This is a genomic window from Deferrivibrio essentukiensis, from assembly GCF_020480685.1.
GTDB classification, from domain to species: domain Bacteria; phylum Chrysiogenota; class Deferribacteres; order Deferribacterales; family Deferrivibrionaceae; genus Deferrivibrio; species Deferrivibrio essentukiensis.
Genome location: NZ_JAJAFU010000015.1, coordinates 1 through 18419 on the forward strand (window position 1 = coordinate 1; position 18419 = coordinate 18419).

18 protein-coding genes are annotated in these 18419 nt (G+C 33.9%); 4 read left to right on the plus strand and 14 right to left on the minus strand.

What is annotated here, in order from left to right; genetic code table 11:
* Positions 1 to 1465: ATP-binding protein (locus LF845_RS07960; protein WP_242820480.1), on the plus strand; the 1465-nt coding region annotated here is incomplete at its 5' end.
* A 56-nt stretch (positions 1466 to 1521) separates the two neighbouring features.
* Here LF845_RS07960 and LF845_RS07965 read toward each other — a convergent pair.
* The 4 genes from LF845_RS07965 to LF845_RS07980 are packed head-to-tail and all read right to left on the minus strand — an operon-like array spanning position 1522 to position 4417.
* Positions 1522 to 1854 carry a cupin domain-containing protein gene (locus tag LF845_RS07965; RefSeq protein ID WP_242820481.1) on the minus strand — a complete coding sequence of 111 codons (333 nt, stop codon included), beginning with the start codon at positions 1852 to 1854 and terminating at the stop codon, positions 1522 to 1524.
* A 13-nt stretch (positions 1855 to 1867) separates the two neighbouring features.
* A complete protein-coding gene (locus tag LF845_RS07970) occupies positions 1868 to 2764 on the minus strand; it encodes an ABC transporter ATP-binding protein (protein ID WP_242820482.1) in 897 nt (298 codons plus the stop codon).
* Positions 2742 to 3635: a tetratricopeptide repeat protein gene (locus LF845_RS07975; protein WP_242820483.1), complete on the minus strand. Its 894-nt coding sequence runs from the start codon at positions 3633 to 3635 to the stop codon at positions 2742 to 2744. Before LF845_RS07975 ends, LF845_RS07970 begins: the two co-directional genes overlap by 23 nt.
* Positions 3632 to 4417 (minus strand): ABC transporter permease, encoded by a 786-nt coding sequence (locus LF845_RS07980; protein WP_242820484.1) that lies wholly within the window; start codon positions 4415 to 4417, stop codon positions 3632 to 3634. The genes LF845_RS07975 and LF845_RS07980 overlap by 4 nt, the downstream gene beginning before the upstream one ends.
* Before the next feature lie 372 nt (positions 4418 to 4789).
* Here LF845_RS07980 and LF845_RS07985 point away from each other — a divergent pair, with 372 nt between their 5' ends.
* Both LF845_RS07985 and LF845_RS07990 read left to right on the plus strand, forming a co-directional pair.
* Positions 4790 to 5236, plus strand: coding sequence for a hypothetical protein (locus tag LF845_RS07985; protein WP_242820485.1), 447 nt, complete (start codon positions 4790 to 4792; stop codon positions 5234 to 5236).
* Positions 5199 to 5846 (plus strand): hypothetical protein, encoded by a 648-nt coding sequence (locus LF845_RS07990; protein ID WP_242820486.1) that lies wholly within the window; start codon positions 5199 to 5201, stop codon positions 5844 to 5846. Before LF845_RS07985 ends, LF845_RS07990 begins: the two co-directional genes overlap by 38 nt.
* A 287-nt stretch (positions 5847 to 6133) precedes the next feature.
* Here the strand turns inward: LF845_RS07990 and meaB are convergent, their stop codons facing one another.
* The 8 genes from meaB to metF form a co-directional block, all read right to left on the minus strand.
* On the minus strand, positions 6134 to 7114 hold the full coding sequence (gene meaB / locus LF845_RS07995) for a methylmalonyl Co-A mutase-associated GTPase MeaB (protein WP_242820487.1): 981 nt from the start codon (positions 7112 to 7114) through the stop codon (positions 6134 to 6136).
* Positions 7101 to 9263 (minus strand): methylmalonyl-CoA mutase, encoded by a 2163-nt coding sequence (scpA, locus tag LF845_RS08000; protein WP_242820488.1) that lies wholly within the window; start codon positions 9261 to 9263, stop codon positions 7101 to 7103. Before scpA ends, meaB begins: the two co-directional genes overlap by 14 nt.
* 92 nt (positions 9264 to 9355) lie before the next feature.
* A complete protein-coding gene (locus tag LF845_RS08005; protein ID WP_242820489.1) occupies positions 9356 to 9889 on the minus strand; it encodes an acyl-CoA carboxylase biotin carboxyl carrier protein subunit in 534 nt (177 codons plus the stop codon).
* Between the two features lie 10 nt (positions 9890 to 9899).
* Positions 9900 to 11420 carry an acetyl-CoA carboxylase biotin carboxylase subunit gene (locus LF845_RS08010; protein WP_242820490.1) on the minus strand — a complete coding sequence of 507 codons (1521 nt, stop codon included), beginning with the start codon at positions 11418 to 11420 and terminating at the stop codon, positions 9900 to 9902.
* A gap of 20 nt (positions 11421 to 11440) precedes the next feature.
* Positions 11441 to 12985, minus strand: a complete 1545-nt coding sequence (locus tag LF845_RS08015; protein ID WP_242820491.1) for an acyl-CoA carboxylase subunit beta — start codon at positions 12983 to 12985, stop codon at positions 11441 to 11443.
* A gap of 188 nt (positions 12986 to 13173) precedes the next feature.
* Entirely contained in the window at positions 13174 to 13812 is a 639-nt protein-coding gene (locus tag LF845_RS08020) for a phosphorylase family protein (RefSeq protein ID WP_242820492.1), read from the minus strand.
* A 5-nt stretch (positions 13813 to 13817) separates the two neighbouring features.
* Complete coding sequence (locus LF845_RS08025; RefSeq protein ID WP_242820493.1) at positions 13818 to 14711, minus strand: radical SAM protein; 894 nt, start codon at positions 14709 to 14711, stop codon at positions 13818 to 13820.
* Positions 14708 to 15559, minus strand: a complete 852-nt coding sequence (gene metF, locus LF845_RS08030) for a methylenetetrahydrofolate reductase [NAD(P)H] (RefSeq protein ID WP_242820494.1) — start codon at positions 15557 to 15559, stop codon at positions 14708 to 14710. The genes LF845_RS08025 and metF overlap by 4 nt, the downstream gene beginning before the upstream one ends.
* A gap of 81 nt (positions 15560 to 15640) precedes the next feature.
* Here metF and LF845_RS08035 point away from each other — a divergent pair, with 81 nt between their 5' ends.
* Positions 15641 to 16228, plus strand: a complete 588-nt coding sequence (locus LF845_RS08035; RefSeq protein ID WP_242820495.1) for a lytic transglycosylase domain-containing protein — start codon at positions 15641 to 15643, stop codon at positions 16226 to 16228.
* A 9-nt stretch (positions 16229 to 16237) separates the two neighbouring features.
* On the opposite strand, the gene LF845_RS08040 is transcribed toward LF845_RS08035, so the two are convergent.
* Together LF845_RS08040 and LF845_RS08045 are read right to left on the minus strand one after the other, a co-directional pair.
* A complete protein-coding gene (locus LF845_RS08040; RefSeq protein ID WP_242820496.1) occupies positions 16238 to 17320 on the minus strand; it encodes an iron-containing alcohol dehydrogenase in 1083 nt (360 codons plus the stop codon).
* Complete coding sequence (locus tag LF845_RS08045; protein WP_242820497.1) at positions 17313 to 18410, minus strand: aminopeptidase; 1098 nt, start codon at positions 18408 to 18410, stop codon at positions 17313 to 17315. The genes LF845_RS08040 and LF845_RS08045 overlap by 8 nt, the downstream gene beginning before the upstream one ends.
* Between the last annotated feature and the right edge of the window lie 9 nt (positions 18411 to 18419).

The following is an 18419-nucleotide window of genomic DNA, read 5'->3' on the forward strand; positions in this document are numbered from 1 at the left end:
ATTTGCATTCAAACTTTTAAGTAAAGGGAAGTATTATTTTCTGTCCCGCCCAAGAAGGTTCGGTAAGTCACTTTTTATTGATACTTTAAATGAAATCTTTAATGGTAATAAAAAACTTTTCAAAGGCCTTTATGTTTACGATAAATACGATTTTAAGTCCCACCCCGTTATCAGAATATCTTTTGGAAGTGGAGATTACTCAGAATCCAAAGAGCAGATTTTTAGCGAAATTGAAAGGATACTTAAAAGAAATATAAAAAGGTTAGACTTAAATTGCGGTAACCCAGGTGACTACAAAAGTTGCTTTGAAGAATTAATCTTAAAAACCTATGAAAAATATGGCGAAAAGGTAGTAATTTTAATAGATGAATATGACAAGCCTATTCTTGATAATATTACAAGCATTGATAAGGCAAAGATTGCAAGAGATATATTAAAAAATTTTTATTCAGTGATAAAAGACAACGATAGATATATAAGACTTGTTTTTATTACGGGGGTAACTAAATTTTCCAAACTAACCCTTTTTAGTGGGCTTAACAATCTTGAAGATATCACATTAAACAAAGAATTTGCAGAAATCTGCGGTTATGCTCATGACGATCTTTTGACGGTTTTTGCCGACCGTGTAAAGGATGTAAACCTCGAAATGGTAAAAATGTGGTATAACGGCTACAATTATTTTGGCAAACCTCTTTACAACCCTTTTGACATACTACTATTTTTTTCTGCCGGATGTGAATTTCGTAACTATTGGTGGCAAACGGGTAACCCTTCTTTTCTGATAGAGATATTGAAAAAACAAAATCATTACATCCCTGAGCTTGAGCATGCTGAAATTACAGAAGAAGGGCTTAATGCTTTTGATGTGGACTACATAGACTTGAGAGCTCTTTTGTGGCAAACAGGATATTTGACATTTGATAAAAAAATTATGGACAATCTCGGTGGGTATACCTATAAGTTAAAGGTTCCAAATACCGAAATACGTATTTCACTGAATCAACTTTTTACAGACTACCTTACAAATCAAAGGGAATATAAGGCTAAATACAGGCTTAATATGTTTGACTGCCTGAACAAGGCTGATATTGATGGTTTTGTTGATATATTTAAGGCAATATTTGCCACTATTCCATATGCTAATTATGCAAACAACATCATTTCAAAATATGAAGGATATTACAGCAGTGTGATATTCGTATATCTTACTGCATTAGGCTATGACGTTATACCTGAGGATATAACAAATAAAGGCAGAATAGATTTAACTTTAAAGGCCGACGATAAGATATTGATAATAGAATTTAAAGTGGACTCTAAAGAGGAACCTATAAATCAAATAAAACATCGAAAATATTATGAAAAATATCTGAATGACAAAAAATCTATATATCTGCTGGGGATAAATTTTGACAGCCATAAGCGAAATATTGAAAATTACAAATGGGAAAAGTTTTGTTAGCTATTTTTAAAATCTTATAACTCCTACATTAATATATTTACTTCAAAAAAATCTATTCAGATATACTCTTCTCTCATAGGAGAAAAGATTTCAATTATTTTGGAATCCTCGATAACTTCCAAAGAATGCTCCACATCAGATGGGATTGTCCAGGCATCTCCTGGCTCAACATTGTAAATTTCGCCACCAATATTAAGCACTGCTTTGCCGTATATCATATATCCTGTTTGTTCATAAATATGACTGTGGGGTGGGACTTTTGAGCCTTTATCGAGAAAGATTTCAATAGAAAGTGTTTTTTCTGCAAAAGTAAGTGTTTTTCTTTTTACCCCTGGAAGCATCTGTACAAATTCACCACTACCTGATTTGATAAATACTCTTCTTTTCATAAAGCCTCCCAAACTATTTTTTGCCCGCTATCTCCACAAAAATATCTTCCAAATCCTTTTTTACAGGCTCGATATCGACTATTTGAATTTTAGTCTCTTTAATTTTTTCCAAAAGTTCTATTAGCTGCTCTTTTTTACAATAAGATTTATAAAGGTCATTTGATATTTTTTCAAAATTTACACCTTGGATATCAAGAGCACTTTTTGTAATAATATTAAATCCTGAAGTTGTGCTGTATTTTATCTCCTCCCTTGATAAATCAGCTACCACCCTCCCCTTATTCACTATCAAAACTCGACTGCAAATATCTTCTATATCAGGGATAATATGAGAGCTAAAAAAGATTGTGGCACCATTTTCATTTAACTCCTTAAGTTTTTTCTTGAATAAAACTCTTCCCATTGGGTCGAGCCCGCTCATCGGCTCATCCAGAATAAGGATTTCGGGGTTGTGAATAATAGCAGAAGCAAATCCTATTCTTTGAATCATCCCTTTACTGTAATTTCTTATAGGCCTTTTTGCAGCTTCTTTTAAATCAAATTCATCCAAAAGCTCCCAGGCTTTTTTTATTGCAATGTTTTTATCCATACCAAAAACTGATGCTGTAAACATCAAAAGCGAATAACCCGTCAAAGTATCATAATACTGTGGATTTTCTGGCATAAAGCCGATTTTTATTCTTGCCTTAGGCATTCTTGAGTCCACACCATCAATCTCCACATTGCCACTGTCAGGTCTTATTAAATCCATTATTGTTTTAATTGTGGTGCTTTTCCCTGCCCCATTTGGCCCTAAAAACCCGAGAATTTCCCCTTTCTCAACACTAAAATTTATCCCGTCAAGGGCTTTGACAAATTTGCCTTTTGTCTTAAATGTCTTATGTAAATTATTTATTTTCAGTATTCCCATCTTTCTTTACCTCTTTTTCTTCTGTTAATTTACTGGTAGTCCTTACTTTTGCATCTTTGTCAAGGTAAAACTTACCTCCATATGGGTCATCTGGAATATTGTCAATAAAACCACTTTTAACCAAATCGTTAATATCTTCAGGCAGTTTGCCATATTTACCTTTATAAGCTTCAATAGCCTTTTCTATTTCATTGATTGCTTCCAGTGATTTAAGCCTTTTTTCATACACTTTTTTGATATTTTCTTTTCGGGTCATCTTTATCATTGCTTTCAAGTGTGCTATACCAAGCTCAGTTTGCCCGCCTTCATAAAAATATCTCGCTGCAAGATTGGTAAAAAGTGGCGAGCCTGAAAGCTCAGAAGCTTTTTGATAGTATTTAGCTGCACTATTATAATCTTTCAAAAAATAAGCATAATTAAATCCAAGAAAATAAGGAATTTTAAAATCCCAGGTACGATATTTAAATACATATTCCAGTAATGAATTAACTTCTTTTACACGGCCGATATCCCATGTAAAAGCTCCCTGAGCAAAATAATAGGCATCTTCGTTATAGGGGTTAAGTAAAATAGAGGTCTCGAGTGTCCTGTACAGATTGTAATATTCTACTTCCTTGAATCTTCTTTTGCTGATTTTGTCTATATTACCCCCGTAGTAAATTATTGATTTAAATGAAAGATAAGACCCCACAAACCATCTAAATTCCCCCAATGCTACTTTGTATATTTTACCTTGAGGTGTGTAACCAAGCTTTTCAAAAAGCGGTCTTTTCCCCATATCTGCTTTAAATGCAGGGAAAAAGACAGTCATAATAATTATTGTAACAATTAAAACAATTGTAATTTTTAATGTTGCTCTATCTTTTATCACTTTAAATCTCGCTTATTAAATATCAAAACTGCAATACACATCACCACAGAAATATACAATATAAAATAACCTATAGAAAACAGAATAGAATTAATGTTAATTTTCAAAGAGTATGCTGCGTAAGACGTCATATCAAAAGCTGATAAATTAGGCAAAATATAGTAAAAGAAAGAAACTATACTTTTAAGATATGAGGCCATTTTGTCTGATTCTTTCATAAGGTAGTCATAAATCCCTTGAATAGAGTTTCCCGCTAAAAAGATAGCTATTGTAGAAAAAACAGGTGTAAAAAATGATGTGGAAAATGAAGCAAACAAAAATCCCAAAGCAAGCACTATAGAATATTTCATAAATGAAAACAGATATGCAATGACTATATTACTCCAAATAATAGGAAGCTGAGATTTATAAAAACCTGCAGAAATTTTTATGGCAATAGCACCTAACCCCAAATTTATTAAAGTAATTATCAATAATATTATGACAAACCCCACATATCGGCCGATAATATAACTTACTCTTTTTATAGGATAACTGAGCATTGTGAATGTATATTTTCTCTCAATATCCCGCCAAATAGTATAAATACTTCCAAAAAGTGATAAAATAAGAAGTATAAAAGAGTTAAGAGAGATTGACATAGTAATAGAAATTTCCTGTAACTGACGCATAGAAAAATAGCTGAAAACAGGGATAAACGCATAGACCAAAATAAAAGACAAAATCATTAAAAATAATCTGTCTTTAAGAATCGTTTTTATAGTAAAAATAGAAAATTTCATCACTTACCCTCACCAATAAAGTTGCAAATTAAAATTAATATTTTATCTTCATTTTTGCAACAGATTAATCAATTTGTCTTAATTATATTGGTAGTTTAAGATATTCCAAAATAAATTTATTACCTGATAACTTATCAAATAACGTTAAATTTTATTGACATTAACAATTATGAAAACCATAAAAGTTGGAAAATTAAAAGCTGAATTTTCTTCAATCTTAGAATTAGTTGAAAAGAAGTAGGAAGTTTTATCATTGAATATGGCAAAAAGCATAAAAGGGTTACAGTGCTAGTTCCTTATATAAATAATTAATTTAGCAAAAACTAACAAATTTTACTATTCAATTTTTACATAATTATGTTAAACTATACTATGAGCAAACTTATACGTAATAAACAAATTTTTGAAAATTATTTAAAAGGGGATAAAATAAGCAAAATCTCAAAATATTTTGGTTTATCAGAGTCATATATCAAACAAATATTGTCAAAAGAAAAGAAAAAAGAAGCCTTATTTAATAAAATGAAAAATGATGGGATTTTTTGGAGTTATGATAAAAATGTCCCCTACATCAAATTTAGTGATGATATAATTATTGAACATACTTTAAAATATGGTGACTTTGAAGATATTGTAAAACTAACACGACTATACGGTATTAAAATTGTAAAAAATGTCTGGCGAGATAAAATGAAAAATGATGAGAGGTTTAAAAAAGTAAATGTGTTAATAGCCAGAGTCATCTTAAACATGAAAATTGATAATATTGAAAGTAAAAATTATGAACGACTTGATAAAATTAAACAGTTTGCTTCCTGAAACAAGGGAAGTATTATTAAAATTAATTAAGAATTGCGATTTTTTAAATAAATATGTCTTTGTTGGTGGAAGTGCTTTAGCTTTGCATTTAAATCACAGAAAAAGTGAAGACCTTGTTTTTTTTACATATGAAAATTATTTCAACAAAGCAGAATTAATTGATATATCAAAATATTTTAAAAACTTTAGCATTTTAAATGAGACAGACAAACAAATTGACTTGTTTGCTGATGGAGTAAAAATCACTTTTTTTAATTCTTCATGGAGCTTTTTAAAACCTAAAAATATTTTGCAATTTAACTTGGCTACCATTGAACAATTGACTGCTATGAAAGTAAATACACTCTTTGTTAGAGCAACTTATAGAGATTACTATGACCTGTATTTTATAACAAAGTACGCAAATATAGGTCTTAAAAAAATATTTGAATTAAGTAAAAATATTTTAAGCGGAATTACCATGAAGTTATTTTTTGCTGCATTACTTTATGTAGACGATATCATTGATGACACTATAGAACATTTATGCCCGAAAATAATAATCTCAAAAAAAGAAATCAGAGATTATTTTCAAAATGAAATAAATAAACTTAAAAACGATATTTTATAGTTACATTGTTTAAAACAATAATAGCTCAAGCAATTAATTCATACTTTAGAGAAAAAGACCCATTTTTTCACATATGCACAACCATTAAGGTTATATCGTAGTTAGAACTTATTAAAAAAGCCGGCCTCGTTGAAGCCGGCAATCTCCATATATTTTAAGGAGGGGGGAGGAGGGTATTTGGTATTTCTATCAAATACCTTACTTAGAATATAAATGTACTATGATTTTTGTCAACAGTTTTTAAAAAAATAATTTAATATTTCTATAGTAATAATTGCTAAATCTAATTAATTAAAGATATTTTTCAAGTTATCAATTAAAATTTCCGCCACAGAAAACGGTGAAGATTTCTTTGAAATGATATTTTTTTGACATTCAGATATCAAGTTTTTCATATCTTTATTGTTATGAATTTTACTTTTTATATAATCGTCCACCATTGACCACATCCATGAGATATATTGAGAGTCCCTTCTTGTAACAAGCAAACCTGTTTTTTTCATTAAATCAAAATAATTCATTAAAGCATTAAAATAGTCTTCAAAACCAAAACCTTTTAATCCACTTGTCAAAATTACAGGTATATTCCATCCGTCTTCTCTGTGAGAAAACATCATTAAGGCATTTTCAATTTGAGATTTCGCAAGCTTTGCTTTTTCTAAATTGTCATCTTCAGCCTTATTGACAAGAATAACATCAGACAGCTCCATTACACCTCTTTTTATCCCCTGCAATTCATCGCCTGAGTTTGGTAGTAGAAGAAGTGTAAATATATCTACCATATCAGCAACAGCAACTTCAGACTGCCCTACCCCAACAGTCTCAACCAATATTGCATCATAACCTGCTGCTTCACATGCAATCATAGCCTCTCTTGTCTTTCTGGCAACCCCCCCTAATGTATCACCCGATGGTGAAGGCCTGATAAATGCTTTATCACTCCTACTTAATTCTTCCATTCTCGTCTTATCACCAAGAATGCTGCCACCTGTCTTTTGTGAGGATGGGTCAACTGCCAAAACTGCAACTTTATACCCCTTACTTATAAGGTAAAGCCCAAAAGATTCAATAAAAGTGCTTTTACCAACACCCGGAGTCCCTGTAATCCCTATTCTGATAGAATTGCCTGAGTAGGGGACAAGTTTATCAAGAAGTTTGAGAGAGTCTTTAAAGTCCTCTTCCCTTTTACTTTCGATAAGTGTTATAGCTTTGGCAAGGTGCCGCCTGTTGCCAGACAGCACCCCTTCAAACATTTCATCTATGTTCATTTCTTACTGTTTTTGGATACTTTTTAGCTTTTATGGCTTCTACCACTTCTTTAGCAGCCACATGAATCGGCGTCCCCGGGCCAAATATACACGCAACACCACTTTTATATAAAAAGTCGTAATCCTGTCTCGGGATAACACCACCGGCGGTAACAATAATATCGTCCGCCCCTAACTTTTCAAGCTCTTCAATTAATTGAGGAATTAACGTTTTATGCCCGGCGGCAAGACTTGAAACCCCTATAACATGCACATCATTTTCTACAGCCATTTTGGCGGTCTCATCCGGAGTCTGAAATAATGGTCCAACATCCACATCAAATCCCAAATCAGCATATCCGGTAGCTACGACTTTCGCACCTCTATCATGGCCGTCCTGCCCCATTTTCGCTATTAAAATCCTTGGCCTTCTGCCAAGCTCTTGTGCAAAACTATCAACCAGCTCTTTAACCTGCATAAAATCCTGCTTGTCCTGCACTTCACTCATATATACCCCTGATTGAAGCCTTATCTCAGCTTTATGTCTACCAAAGACCTTTTCCATAGCATCTGAAATTTCACCAACTGTTGCCCTAAGCCTTGCTGCTTCTACAGCAACCTCAAGAAGGTTTTGCTCTTTATTTTCGCAAGCTTTTGTCAACTTTTCAAGGGCATTTTTTACTGATTCGTTATCCCTTTCTGCCCTAATCTTATTGAGCCTTTTAATCTGTGCTTCCCTTACAGCCGTATTATCTATTTCCAAAATCTCAACAGGGACTTCATTTTCAAGTTTATATTTATTTACACCTACAATTGTATCAAGCCCTGAATCAATTCTTGCCTGTTTTCTTGCTGCAGACTCTTCAATTCTTAGCTTTGGCATACCTGATTCGATTGCTTTGGTCATACCTCCAAGCTCTTCAACCTCTTCAATAATCTCCCAAGCCTTTTCCGCCAAAGTATTTGTAAGGCTTTCTATGTAATATGAGCCTCCAAGAGGGTCAATTACATTACAAATATTTGTTTCCTCCTGAATAATAATCTGAGTGTTTCTTGCTATCCTTGCAGAAAATTCAGTCGGAAGTGCTATTGCCTCATCAAGGGCATTTGTATGAAGAGACTGCGTGCCACCAAGGACTGCAGCCATAGCTTCAATAGTAGTCCTTATAACATTATTGTAAGGGTCTTGCTCGGTCAAGCTCCAACCGGAAGTCTGACAATGAGTCCTAAGTGCCATAGACCTTGGATCAGAAGGGTTAAACTCTTTTACAATTTTTGACCAAAGGAGCCTTGCAGCTCTTAATTTTGCAATTTCCATAAAAAAGTTCATCCCTATTCCAAAAAAGAAGGAGAGTCTTGGAGCAAATTTATCTATATGCAAACCTTTTGAAAGTGCAGCTCTTATATACTCAAGACCGTCAGCCAATGTAAAAGCAAGCTCTAAAGCACAATTTGCTCCGGCTTCTTGAATATGATAACCGCTGATGCTAATTGAGTTAAACTTTGGCATATATTTGCTGGTATACTCAATAATATCTGCAATAATCCTCATTGACGGCTCTGGTGGATAAATATATGTATTTCTTACCATAAACTCTTTCAAAATATCATTTTGAATAGTACCTGCGAGCTTTTCCTGTGATACTCCCTGCTCTTCAGCTGCTACAATAAAATTTGCCATAATAGGTATAACGGCACCATTCATAGTCATTGATACAGAAACTTTATCAAGAGGGATACCGTCAAAAAGTATCTTCATATCTTCTACGGAGTCAATAGCCACACCTGCTTTACCCACATCCCCAACAACTCTTGGATGATCGGAATCATAACCCCTATGAGTTGGAAGGTCAAAAGCAACTGACAACCCCTGCTGACCTGCAGCAAGATTTTTTTTATAAAAGGCATTGGACTCCTCAGCTGTAGAAAAACCGGCATACTGTCTGATTGTCCAGGGTTTCACAGCATACATTGTCGCCCTTGGTCCCCTTATAAAAGGCTCAAGGCCTGGAAGTGTATTTATTGTCTCTAAATTTTCTATATCTTCCAAGGTATAAAGAGGTTTTACGGGAAATCCTTCAGGAGTATTCCAAATAAGCTGTGATAAATCATCACTTTTTATCTCTTTCTTTGCCAGATTTTCCCAATCTTTAATAGTGTATTTTTTCATAAAATCCCCTTTCAAATGTTACTTTAAATATTTATTTATTATTAAACAAAAAAAGAAAAAAGAGCCTGCATTATAAACAGGCTCTTTTAATATTACTCAACAATTGCTAATTTATCTCCCATTGCAACAGTACTTTCATTTGGATCTTCACTTGCTTTGACAAATATTTCAGTTACTACGCCATCTTTTGGAGATTTTATTTCGTTCTCCATTTTCATTGCAACCAAAATCATTATTGGTTCACCAGCCTTAACTTCGTCTCCGGGTTCTTTGAGCATTTTCCAAATATATCCTGGCATCGGTGCTTCAATAACCTGTCTGCCTTCAACTGATGAAGAAGTTCTCATCCTCATCAACTTTTTCATCTCATCAAGAATCTCTACATTAAAGTTATCTCCATCAACTATTACCTCGTACTTATCACCTTTCTCACTCATATCGATAGCATAAGATCTACCATTTATAATGACTGAATAAATAGTTTCATTGATTTGTTCAAAATCGACCTTGTACTCTTTATCATTAATTACAACTGTATAATTAGAAGGTGCCTCCTCAGTAAGATCCACCAACAACTCTTCTTCGTGCCCTTCAACAGTAGCAAAATATTTTCTTTTCACAGCCATATATCACCTCTTATCCTAATGTTTTTGCAAAATTAACACTTCTACCAAAACGTTTCCAGTTTGAGTCACCTACTTCAGGTCTTGTAACAGCACGAGAGGCAGAAATCTTTTCTGAAAGAAGCTGCTTTATAGCTGCCGCAATTACAGGAACATCCACATCCTCATTTGCTCTTCTTTTCATCTCTTCCATATCAAATTTATTGTCAATAAACCCCGTATCATAAACACCGCTTAAAAAAGTTTCATTTTTCAAAACACTTAAATGGAAAGGGATAGAAGTTTTTATTCCTGCTATCATGTATTCTGATAAAATTCTTTTCATATTACTAATAGCACCTTGTCTTGTTTTACTGACAGAACAAACTTTTGCAATCATAGGGTCATAATAAAGGGGAATTTCATAACCTTGATAAGCACCACTCTCAACCCTTACATTCGGTCCCTCAGGTGTCTGATACACAGTTAATAGTCCTGGCGAAGGAGCAAAGTTATTTGCAGGGTCTTCAGCATAAATTCTACATTCAATTGCATGCCCACTTCTTGTAATATCTTCCTGTTTATAACTTAAAGGCTTTCCTTCTGCTACAAAAATCATCTGTCTAACTATATCTATTCCTGTAATAAGCTCTGTTACAGGGTGCTCAACCTGAAGCCTTGTATTCATCTCAAGAAAGTAGAAGTTTTGGTCAGCACCAACAATAAATTCAAGTGTACCTGCACTAAAGTATCCAATCTTTTTAACAGCCTCAGCCGCTACGGCACACATTTTTTGTCTTGTTTCTTCAGAAATAAAAGGGGATGGAGCTTCTTCTATAACCTTCTGATGTCTTCTCTGAATTGAACACTCTCTATCAAAAAGGTGAATCCCATTGCCATGCATATCGCCTAATACTTGGACTTCAACGTGGTGCGGCTGAATAATAAATTTTTCCATATATACATCGCCATTTCCAAAAGCATTAAGGGCCTCACTGCTCGCCGTTCTGAAGGATGATTCAAAATCTTCCTCTTTTTCAACAAGCCTCATCCCTTTCCCGCCGCCGCCATAAACGGCTTTTAACATTATAGGATAACCTATTTCCCTTGCTACTTTTTTAGCTTCCTCAACATCCCTGATAGGATTTTTTGTGCCGGGAACTGTAGGCACACCAGCTTCAGCCATAGCCGCTCTTGCACCTGTCTTACTACCCATCATCTCTATATGCTCTGCAGAAGGTCCTATAAAAATCACACCCGCATCATCACAAGCTCTTCTAAAACCTGCATTTTCAGCATAAAAACCATATCCGGGGTGAATAGCTGCTCCAGTTTTCTTTGCAATATCGATAATCCTATCCTGCTTTAGATAACTTGTATCTGCAGGGCTGTCAGTAATGCAATATGCTTCATCTGCATATCTTACATGTGGAGCCTTTCTGTCGGCATGTGTATAAATAGCAACTGTGGCAATACCCATCTTTCTGCAAGTTCTAAAAACCCTTATGGCAATTTCTCCTCTATTTGCAACCAATACTTTTTTAATCTCAGGCATATTTTCCTCCAATACTCGTTTTATAATGGCAAATTGTCATGTTTTTTAGGTGGTACAGACTGACGCTTATTTGCCAACAGTTCAAATGCTTGAATCAATCTTGGTCGAGTATATTCAGGCAAAATAACCTCATCAACAAACCCCAATTCTGCTGCTCTATATGGATTTGCAAAAGTTTCTCTATAGTTATCAGTCAACTCTTTTTTCTTGGCTACAGGGTCTTCTGCGTTTGCTACCTCTTTACTAAATAGAATTTGAACAGCTCCATCAGGCCCCATAACTGCAATTTCAGCAGTAGGATAAGCATAATTGATATCGCCTCTTACATGCTTTGAGCTCAAAACGTCATAAGCTCCACCATATGCCTTTCTTGTAATAAGGGTAACTTTAGGAACAGTTGCCTCACAGTAAGCATAAAGAAGTTTTGCACCATGCTTAATTATTCCGCCATACTCTTGTGATACACCAGGCATAAATCCTGGAACATCAACAAATGTAAGGAGAGGGATATTGAAGGCATCACAGAATCTAACAAATCTTGCACCTTTTACAGATGAGTCGATATCAAGAGCACCTGCTAAAACTGAAGGCTGATTTGCAACTATACCGATAGTTTTACCATTAAGTCTTCCAAAACCAACAATGATATTTTTTGCAAAAAACTCCTGAACCTCAAAGAAATTACCATCATCTACAACTTTCTGAATAATTTCTTTCATATCATAAGGCTTGTTAGGATCAACAGGTACCATTTCCCTTAAAGACATTTCGACCCTGTTTGGGTCATCTTTCGTAGGTACAACCGGTGCATCTTCCATATTGTTATTTGGAAGGTAACTCATAAGCTCTCTAATCTTAAGAAGACAATCTTCATCATTTTCAGCTGCAAAGTGAGCAACACCACTCTTAGTATTGTGAGTCATTGCCCCGCCAAGCTCCTCTTTTGTAACCACTTCACTTGTAACTGTTTTTACAACTTCAGGGCCTGTAATAAACATATAACTTGTTTCTTTAACCATAAAAATAAAGTCAGTCAAAGCAGGAGAATAAACAGCACCACCTGCACACGGTCCCATAATTGCAGAAATCTGAGGTACAACACCACTTGCAAGGCTGTTTCTCAAGAAGATATCAGCATAACCTGCCAATGATAAAACCCCTTCCTGAATCCTTGCTCCACCGGAGTCGTTAAGACCAATAACCGGCGCACCAACTTCCATAGCAAGATCCATAATCTTACAAATCTTTTTGGCAAACATCTCAGAAAGTGAACCACCAAACACTGTAAAATCCTGCGCAAAAACAAATACTGTTCTACCATTTATCTTACCGTATCCGGTAACTACACCATCACCTAATATTTTATTTTTTTCCATTCCAAAATAGTTACACCTATGAACCACAAATTTATCAAGCTCAACAAATGTGCCTTTATCCAATAACTTATCAATTCTCTCCCTTGCGGTTAGTTTACCCTGGCTGTGCATCTTTTTGATTCTTTCAACACCACCACCGAGCTCAGCTTTCTCATTAAGCTCCATTAACTGTTTGATTTTTTCTTCCATATAAAATCCCCCTTGTAGTTTTTACCGTGATAATAAAACACAATTTATTTTTAAAGTCAATAAATTAATTTAATCAGATGTATAATGTTAATACACAAAAAAAGAAGTTAAAAAGATTTATACGATAAATAGTTAATTAGCATATGAAAATACAGTATTTTCAAAATAACATTTTATAATAACTGAAATTATATCTTTATAATATTTCCGTATAGATATTTCTTAAGATTATCAAGAGCTATCTTTGCATTCCATTCTTGACTATTTCTGTCACCGCAATAATTTGAAATTGCTCTTATTTGAAAAGGTGTTACTTTAAACTTACTACATACCAAACCAAAACTTGCTCCTTCCATGTTTTCTATATCGGCTAAAGTTTTGTTGCGGTAGATATCGGCTAAAAAATCTTTTGAGCTTAAAAAAGAAACTGTATTTGATTTAACAGAAGGAAGATTATTGAGAAGATTAAATTTTACTTTATTAAATTCACATACACCAAAACCAAGCTCATGCAACATCAGTAGATTGTTTTCTACTAAAGCACCCTCATCTACAAAAAAATCCTCACAAACACATACGACATCACCAATATTTAAATCAGATTGTCTGTAACAACCTGCAATCCCAACAAGATATGCGACATCGGGGACTTCATTTGTAAAGGTATAAGTTGCTGCAATAGAAATATTTGTTTTACTTACTCCGGAAACAATTATTTTATAATTTTGCAAATACCCTTCATAAAACCCTTTGTCGGTTATGTTAAAATCAATATTAAAAAGAGAGCGAGCTTCTTTTAGGGAAGGGACAAAGATTATATTTTTCATAAAAATTAAAACTCTTCACGATAATAATCAGGGTATTTGTTGAACAAACCTTTTGATTTAAGATAGTCAAGAGTTTGATCGATTTGATTAAGCAATTTTCCTTTATCTTCGCTTAAAACCCCTTTTAGAGTTACAAAATTTGAAATATGATTGCTTCTAAAAATAACTCCTTTCGTTTCAATCCCATCCAGTATTCTTTTAGACTCTTCAATCAAATCTCCAATAGTAGGAGTCATGATTTTTTCAAAATAATCCTTTTTCCTTCTTATAAAAAGTGTAAGCATACCAAGATATTTGGGATTTACATCATTTATCCATAAGGCAGTATCTTTAGCATGAACATCAGATAAAAGTTTGCCGCCTGCACCAAGAATTACCATTACTGAAAAGTCATAACCAATACCTTGCAGCTCCAATATTTTTTTCTTAACCTTCTGACTTTTCATCCCCTTATTCATAAGGGTCAAGACTTCATCATTACCGCTTTCCAAGCCAAAATATAAAAGTGTCAGTTTCCTTTTTCTAAGCTCTTCCCACTCGTCTATTTTCTTTTTCATGAGCGCATGTGCTCCGGCATAAGAACTTATCCTTTCAATATTTGGAAAATTTTCGTTCAAATAATCGAGTATTCTTATAAGCCCTTCAGTAGGATAAGCTACGGCATCACCGTCAGCCAAAAATATTCTTTTAACGGCGTGCCTGTAATTTATAGGCATTCTATCCACTTCAAGCTTAAATTTATCAAAGCTTTTCAAGGAGAAATGCTTATCAACATACATTCCGCAAAAAGTGCATTTATTGTAAGAACAACCTTCCGTTATCTGAAAAATGAGAGAATAAGCCTCACTCGGCGGGCGATAAAGCGGATAGGTATATTCAGGAGAGTAATCAAAAATCACTTTAACCCCTCTAAAACCATTTTTGTAGCTTCGGATTTATTCAATGTGTAAAAATGTAGCCCCTTACAACCATGCTTTTTCAAATCGGCACATTGCTTTATACAATATTCCACACCGACTTCAAACATATATTCTTCACTCTTGTCCGCCATACTTTGCACCAAACTTTCAGGTACGGTAGCTCCGCACATCTGAGTAAATCTTATAACTTGATTAATATTAGTTATAGGCATAATACCCGGCAAAATCGGAACATTTATGTTGTGCTTTATTGCTCTGTCGATAAAATCATAAAAATATCTGTTATCGAAAAATAGCTGAGTAACAACAAAATCCGCACCACTATCTACTTTCATTTTCAAATACTCAATATCTTTATTTAAATTAGGAGACTCCAAATGGCCTTCAGGATAGCCGGCAACACCTATTGAAAAATCGTTTTTACTTTTAATAAACCTAACCAACTCATAAGCATATTTAAAATCTTTTTTTATCTTATCTTCCGGAAAATCCTTAGGCGGGTCACCTCTTAAAGCAAGAATATTTTTTATGCCATTTTCCTCAAGCATTTTTAAATTTTCACTAATCTCCTCGGCAGTCGCAGCAACACAAGTAAGATGCATCATTACATTCAGTCCAAAATCCTCTTTTATATGTTTTGTCCAGTAAGCAGTTTTTTCCCTCGTACTTCCTCCCGCACCATAAGTAATTGATACAAAGTCAGGATTATATGGTTTTAATTTGGAAATAGTTTCAAAGAGTATATGCTCATTCTCCTCTTTTTTAGGTGGGAAAAATTCAAAAGATATTAAAAAATCTTTACTTTTCAGTATATCGGATATCTTCATCATAACCTCTTGTTTACTTTTTAAGGAAAAATAACATATTAAAACAATTGACCGCAAGCACTTTTTATGAAATATTAAGATATGTTATCAAGAATATATAAACTGATATTCATATCATTTCTGATTTATATTTTATCCGTAAATACTATCTGTTTTGTAACTACTTTAAATCCCAAAGCTCTGCTCAACCCATTTTACGTAAAAACAAGGACAACGAGCGTATTTCTTTTGGTAAAATATATTTTAACGGATATCGGTATCATTATTCGAAAAACGTCAAAAGATGAGATTGATAAAATTATAGATAAAACTGCAATAAAATATGGCGTAGACCCGGAACTTGTTAAAGCAGTAATAGAAGTGGAGTCTAAATACAATGAATTTGCTATATCAAGGACAGGTGCAATAGGCCTAATGCAGGTAATGCCTGCCACATTTTTTGAAATGGGTTTTACAAGGCCTTTTAATTATATGGAAAATATTGAAGCAGGAACAAAGTATCTGTCAATACAACTTAAAAGATTTAACGATTTACAACTTGCACTTTCCGCTTACAATGCGGGTCCGCAAAATGTATTAAAAAAAATGTCAGTCCCCGACTTTATTGAAACAAAGACTTATATTAAAAAAATACTTGAAATCTATCCTACGAAAAACGAACAAAATTAATAGCACAAATCAAACAAAATATTTCAAAATATTATCAAAGTCGGTATTTATCGGGGTAAATGCAGCATTTTTCTTACCAATAGAATAAGTTACAAACTTTTCTATCTCACTGCCTTGTAAAATATTTTTAATATCTGAGCCCATATAAAATTTATCTATAAAGCCAAACATATCAAATTCAGCCTTTTCAATTAGTCTCAAGACATTGTCAATCTTATCAACCTTTCCATCTTTAAGAATCTGAAAGTATTTAGGCAATAAAATTGCGTTAGCCTTGCCGTGATGTATCTGTTTGTGGTTTGTAAGATAATAGCCGAAAGCATGCAGCAATGTCGTCCCCGTATGAAGTATTACAAATCCTGCAAGTGTAGAAGAATATAAGGCAAGCTCATAATTAAAATTATTATTTTCATAAAAATCTTTAAGCAACTGCAAAATATTTACCATTGCCTCTTCTGCAATAAAATCGCTGAAAGGTGTTGCCCTTAGCGAAATATAACCTTCAAAAGCATGTGTAAAGGCATCAAATACAGTGGATATCAAAATTTCTTCATTTAAAAATTTTAAGTATTCAGGCAAAAGGACCGCATAATCAGCAAAGGTAGACTCTTTTGAAAAATTTATCTTATCAACTGCCTCTTTATCCGTAATTATGCTATAATTATTTACCTCACTACCCGTACCGCATGTAGTGGGCACCAAAATCAACGGCAGTGACGGAGCGACCTTTTCTTTCTTCAAAAGCTCATAAAAACCAAAATCATTATTAGCAAAACACGCCATTGCCTTAGCTGCGTCAAGGCTACTACCACCCCCAAAACCGATAACAATCTCACATCTATTTTTTCTTAAAAATTTTCCACCCTTAATAATGGTATTTATCGAAGGGTTTTCCTCTACTTCATCGAAGAATAAAAACTCTTTCCCTTTAAATGTATCAACCAAAAAATCTTTAAATCCGGTCTTATAAATGGAAATCTTGCCAGAAACAACGCCTACTTTATTAAAATCATTTAGAAGCTCGGTAAATATTTCATCCTTTTCATACTTGAAAAAGGTTTTTACCGGGCCATAAAAGTAAAACTTATCCATCAATAAACCTTCCATTTTTATAAATAAGCTTTCCGTCGCAGAAAACTTCGCCGTTTTTCATTGATTTTATCAAATCCCAGTGAAGCCCTGATTTATTTTTACCACCTGCCTCAGGATATGATGAGCCGACAGCTAAATGCATGGTCTCACCTATTTTTTCATCAAAAAGAATATTTTTAGATGGAAATTTTATATTGTCATTAAGTCCAAAGGCTATTTCGCCGACAAACTTAGCCCCTTCGTCAGTCTCAAGCATCTTTATCAGGAAATCTTCATTTTTTTCGGCCTTAGCATCAATCACTTTTCCATTTTCAAACTTTAACAATACACCTTGAACTTCCACTCCTAAAAATGATGTAGGCATATCAAAAAACATTGTCCCTGTTGCACTATTTTCAACAGGGCTTGTAAAAACTTCCCCGTCAGGCATATTATGTTTGCCGCAGCAATTTATCCACTTTCTACCTTCCACATTGAGAGTCAAATCTGTCTTATCTCCAACTATTCTAACAATCTTTGTGCCGGTTAACCGCTTGACAATCCCTTCTTGATAATCTTTTACATTATTCCAAGCAGCAACAGGGTCATCTTCATTAAGCTTGCACGCATCAAATACAAACTGAGAATACGACTCTATATCCATTTCGGCATCTTGAGCCATACTTGATGTGGGATAAGGAGCAATTGTCCATTTAAAATCACCCTTTGCTTCCCTTTCAAACATTATATCCTTCAAAATCTTTGTAGCATTTCTATTTAAAGCTACTTTCTGTTTATCCACAACCGATAACTGTTTTGTGTTTGACTCAGAATCGATATGAATCAAGGCATGATGAGTTTTCGCGCCAACCATCATGCTTTCGGGAATCAGCTTTAGTTGATTTTCATTCGCATATTTATAAAAATAAGACAATTGCTCGGTAAAGCTCATTTTAACAATAGGGTAAGCCCCCATTTGCAATATTTTTTTATAAAGTGCCTTAATCAGAGGCTCGGCACAAACCTCACCTCTGATTTCGACTATTTGATTTTCTTTTATATCAAGACTGTATTCACAAATAAGCCTTGCTAATTTTTCTTCATAAAACATTAAGCACAC

Coding starts and splice junctions, on each gene's coding strand:
- LF845_RS08020 (WP_242820492.1), bottom strand. CDS start 13,812: ATGAAAAATATAATCTTTGTCCCTTCCCTAAAAGAAGCTCGCTCTCTT.
- LF845_RS08045 (WP_242820497.1), bottom strand. CDS start 18,410: ATGTTTTATGAAGAAAAATTAGCAAGGCTTATTTGTGAATACAGTCTT.
- LF845_RS08005 (WP_242820489.1), bottom strand. CDS start 9,889: ATGGCTGTGAAAAGAAAATATTTTGCTACTGTTGAAGGGCACGAAGAA.
- LF845_RS07965 (WP_242820481.1), bottom strand. CDS start 1,854: ATGAAAAGAAGAGTATTTATCAAATCAGGTAGTGGTGAATTTGTACAG.
- LF845_RS08010 (WP_242820490.1), bottom strand. CDS start 11,420: ATGCCTGAGATTAAAAAAGTATTGGTTGCAAATAGAGGAGAAATTGCC.
- metF (WP_242820494.1), bottom strand. CDS start 15,559: ATGAAGATATCCGATATACTGAAAAGTAAAGATTTTTTAATATCTTTT.
- LF845_RS07985 (WP_242820485.1), top strand. CDS start 4,790: ATGAGCAAACTTATACGTAATAAACAAATTTTTGAAAATTATTTAAAA.
- LF845_RS07970 (WP_242820482.1), bottom strand. CDS start 2,764: ATGGGAATACTGAAAATAAATAATTTACATAAGACATTTAAGACAAAA.
- meaB (WP_242820487.1), bottom strand. CDS start 7,114: ATGAACATAGATGAAATGTTTGAAGGGGTGCTGTCTGGCAACAGGCGG.
- LF845_RS07980 (WP_242820484.1), bottom strand. CDS start 4,417: ATGAAATTTTCTATTTTTACTATAAAAACGATTCTTAAAGACAGATTA.
- LF845_RS08015 (WP_242820491.1), bottom strand. CDS start 12,985: ATGGAAGAAAAAATCAAACAGTTAATGGAGCTTAATGAGAAAGCTGAG.
- LF845_RS08035 (WP_242820495.1), top strand. CDS start 15,641: ATGTTATCAAGAATATATAAACTGATATTCATATCATTTCTGATTTAT.
- LF845_RS07990 (WP_242820486.1), top strand. CDS start 5,199: ATGAACGACTTGATAAAATTAAACAGTTTGCTTCCTGAAACAAGGGAA.
- scpA (WP_242820488.1), bottom strand. CDS start 9,263: ATGAAAAAATACACTATTAAAGATTGGGAAAATCTGGCAAAGAAAGAG.
- LF845_RS08040 (WP_242820496.1), bottom strand. CDS start 17,320: ATGGATAAGTTTTACTTTTATGGCCCGGTAAAAACCTTTTTCAAGTAT.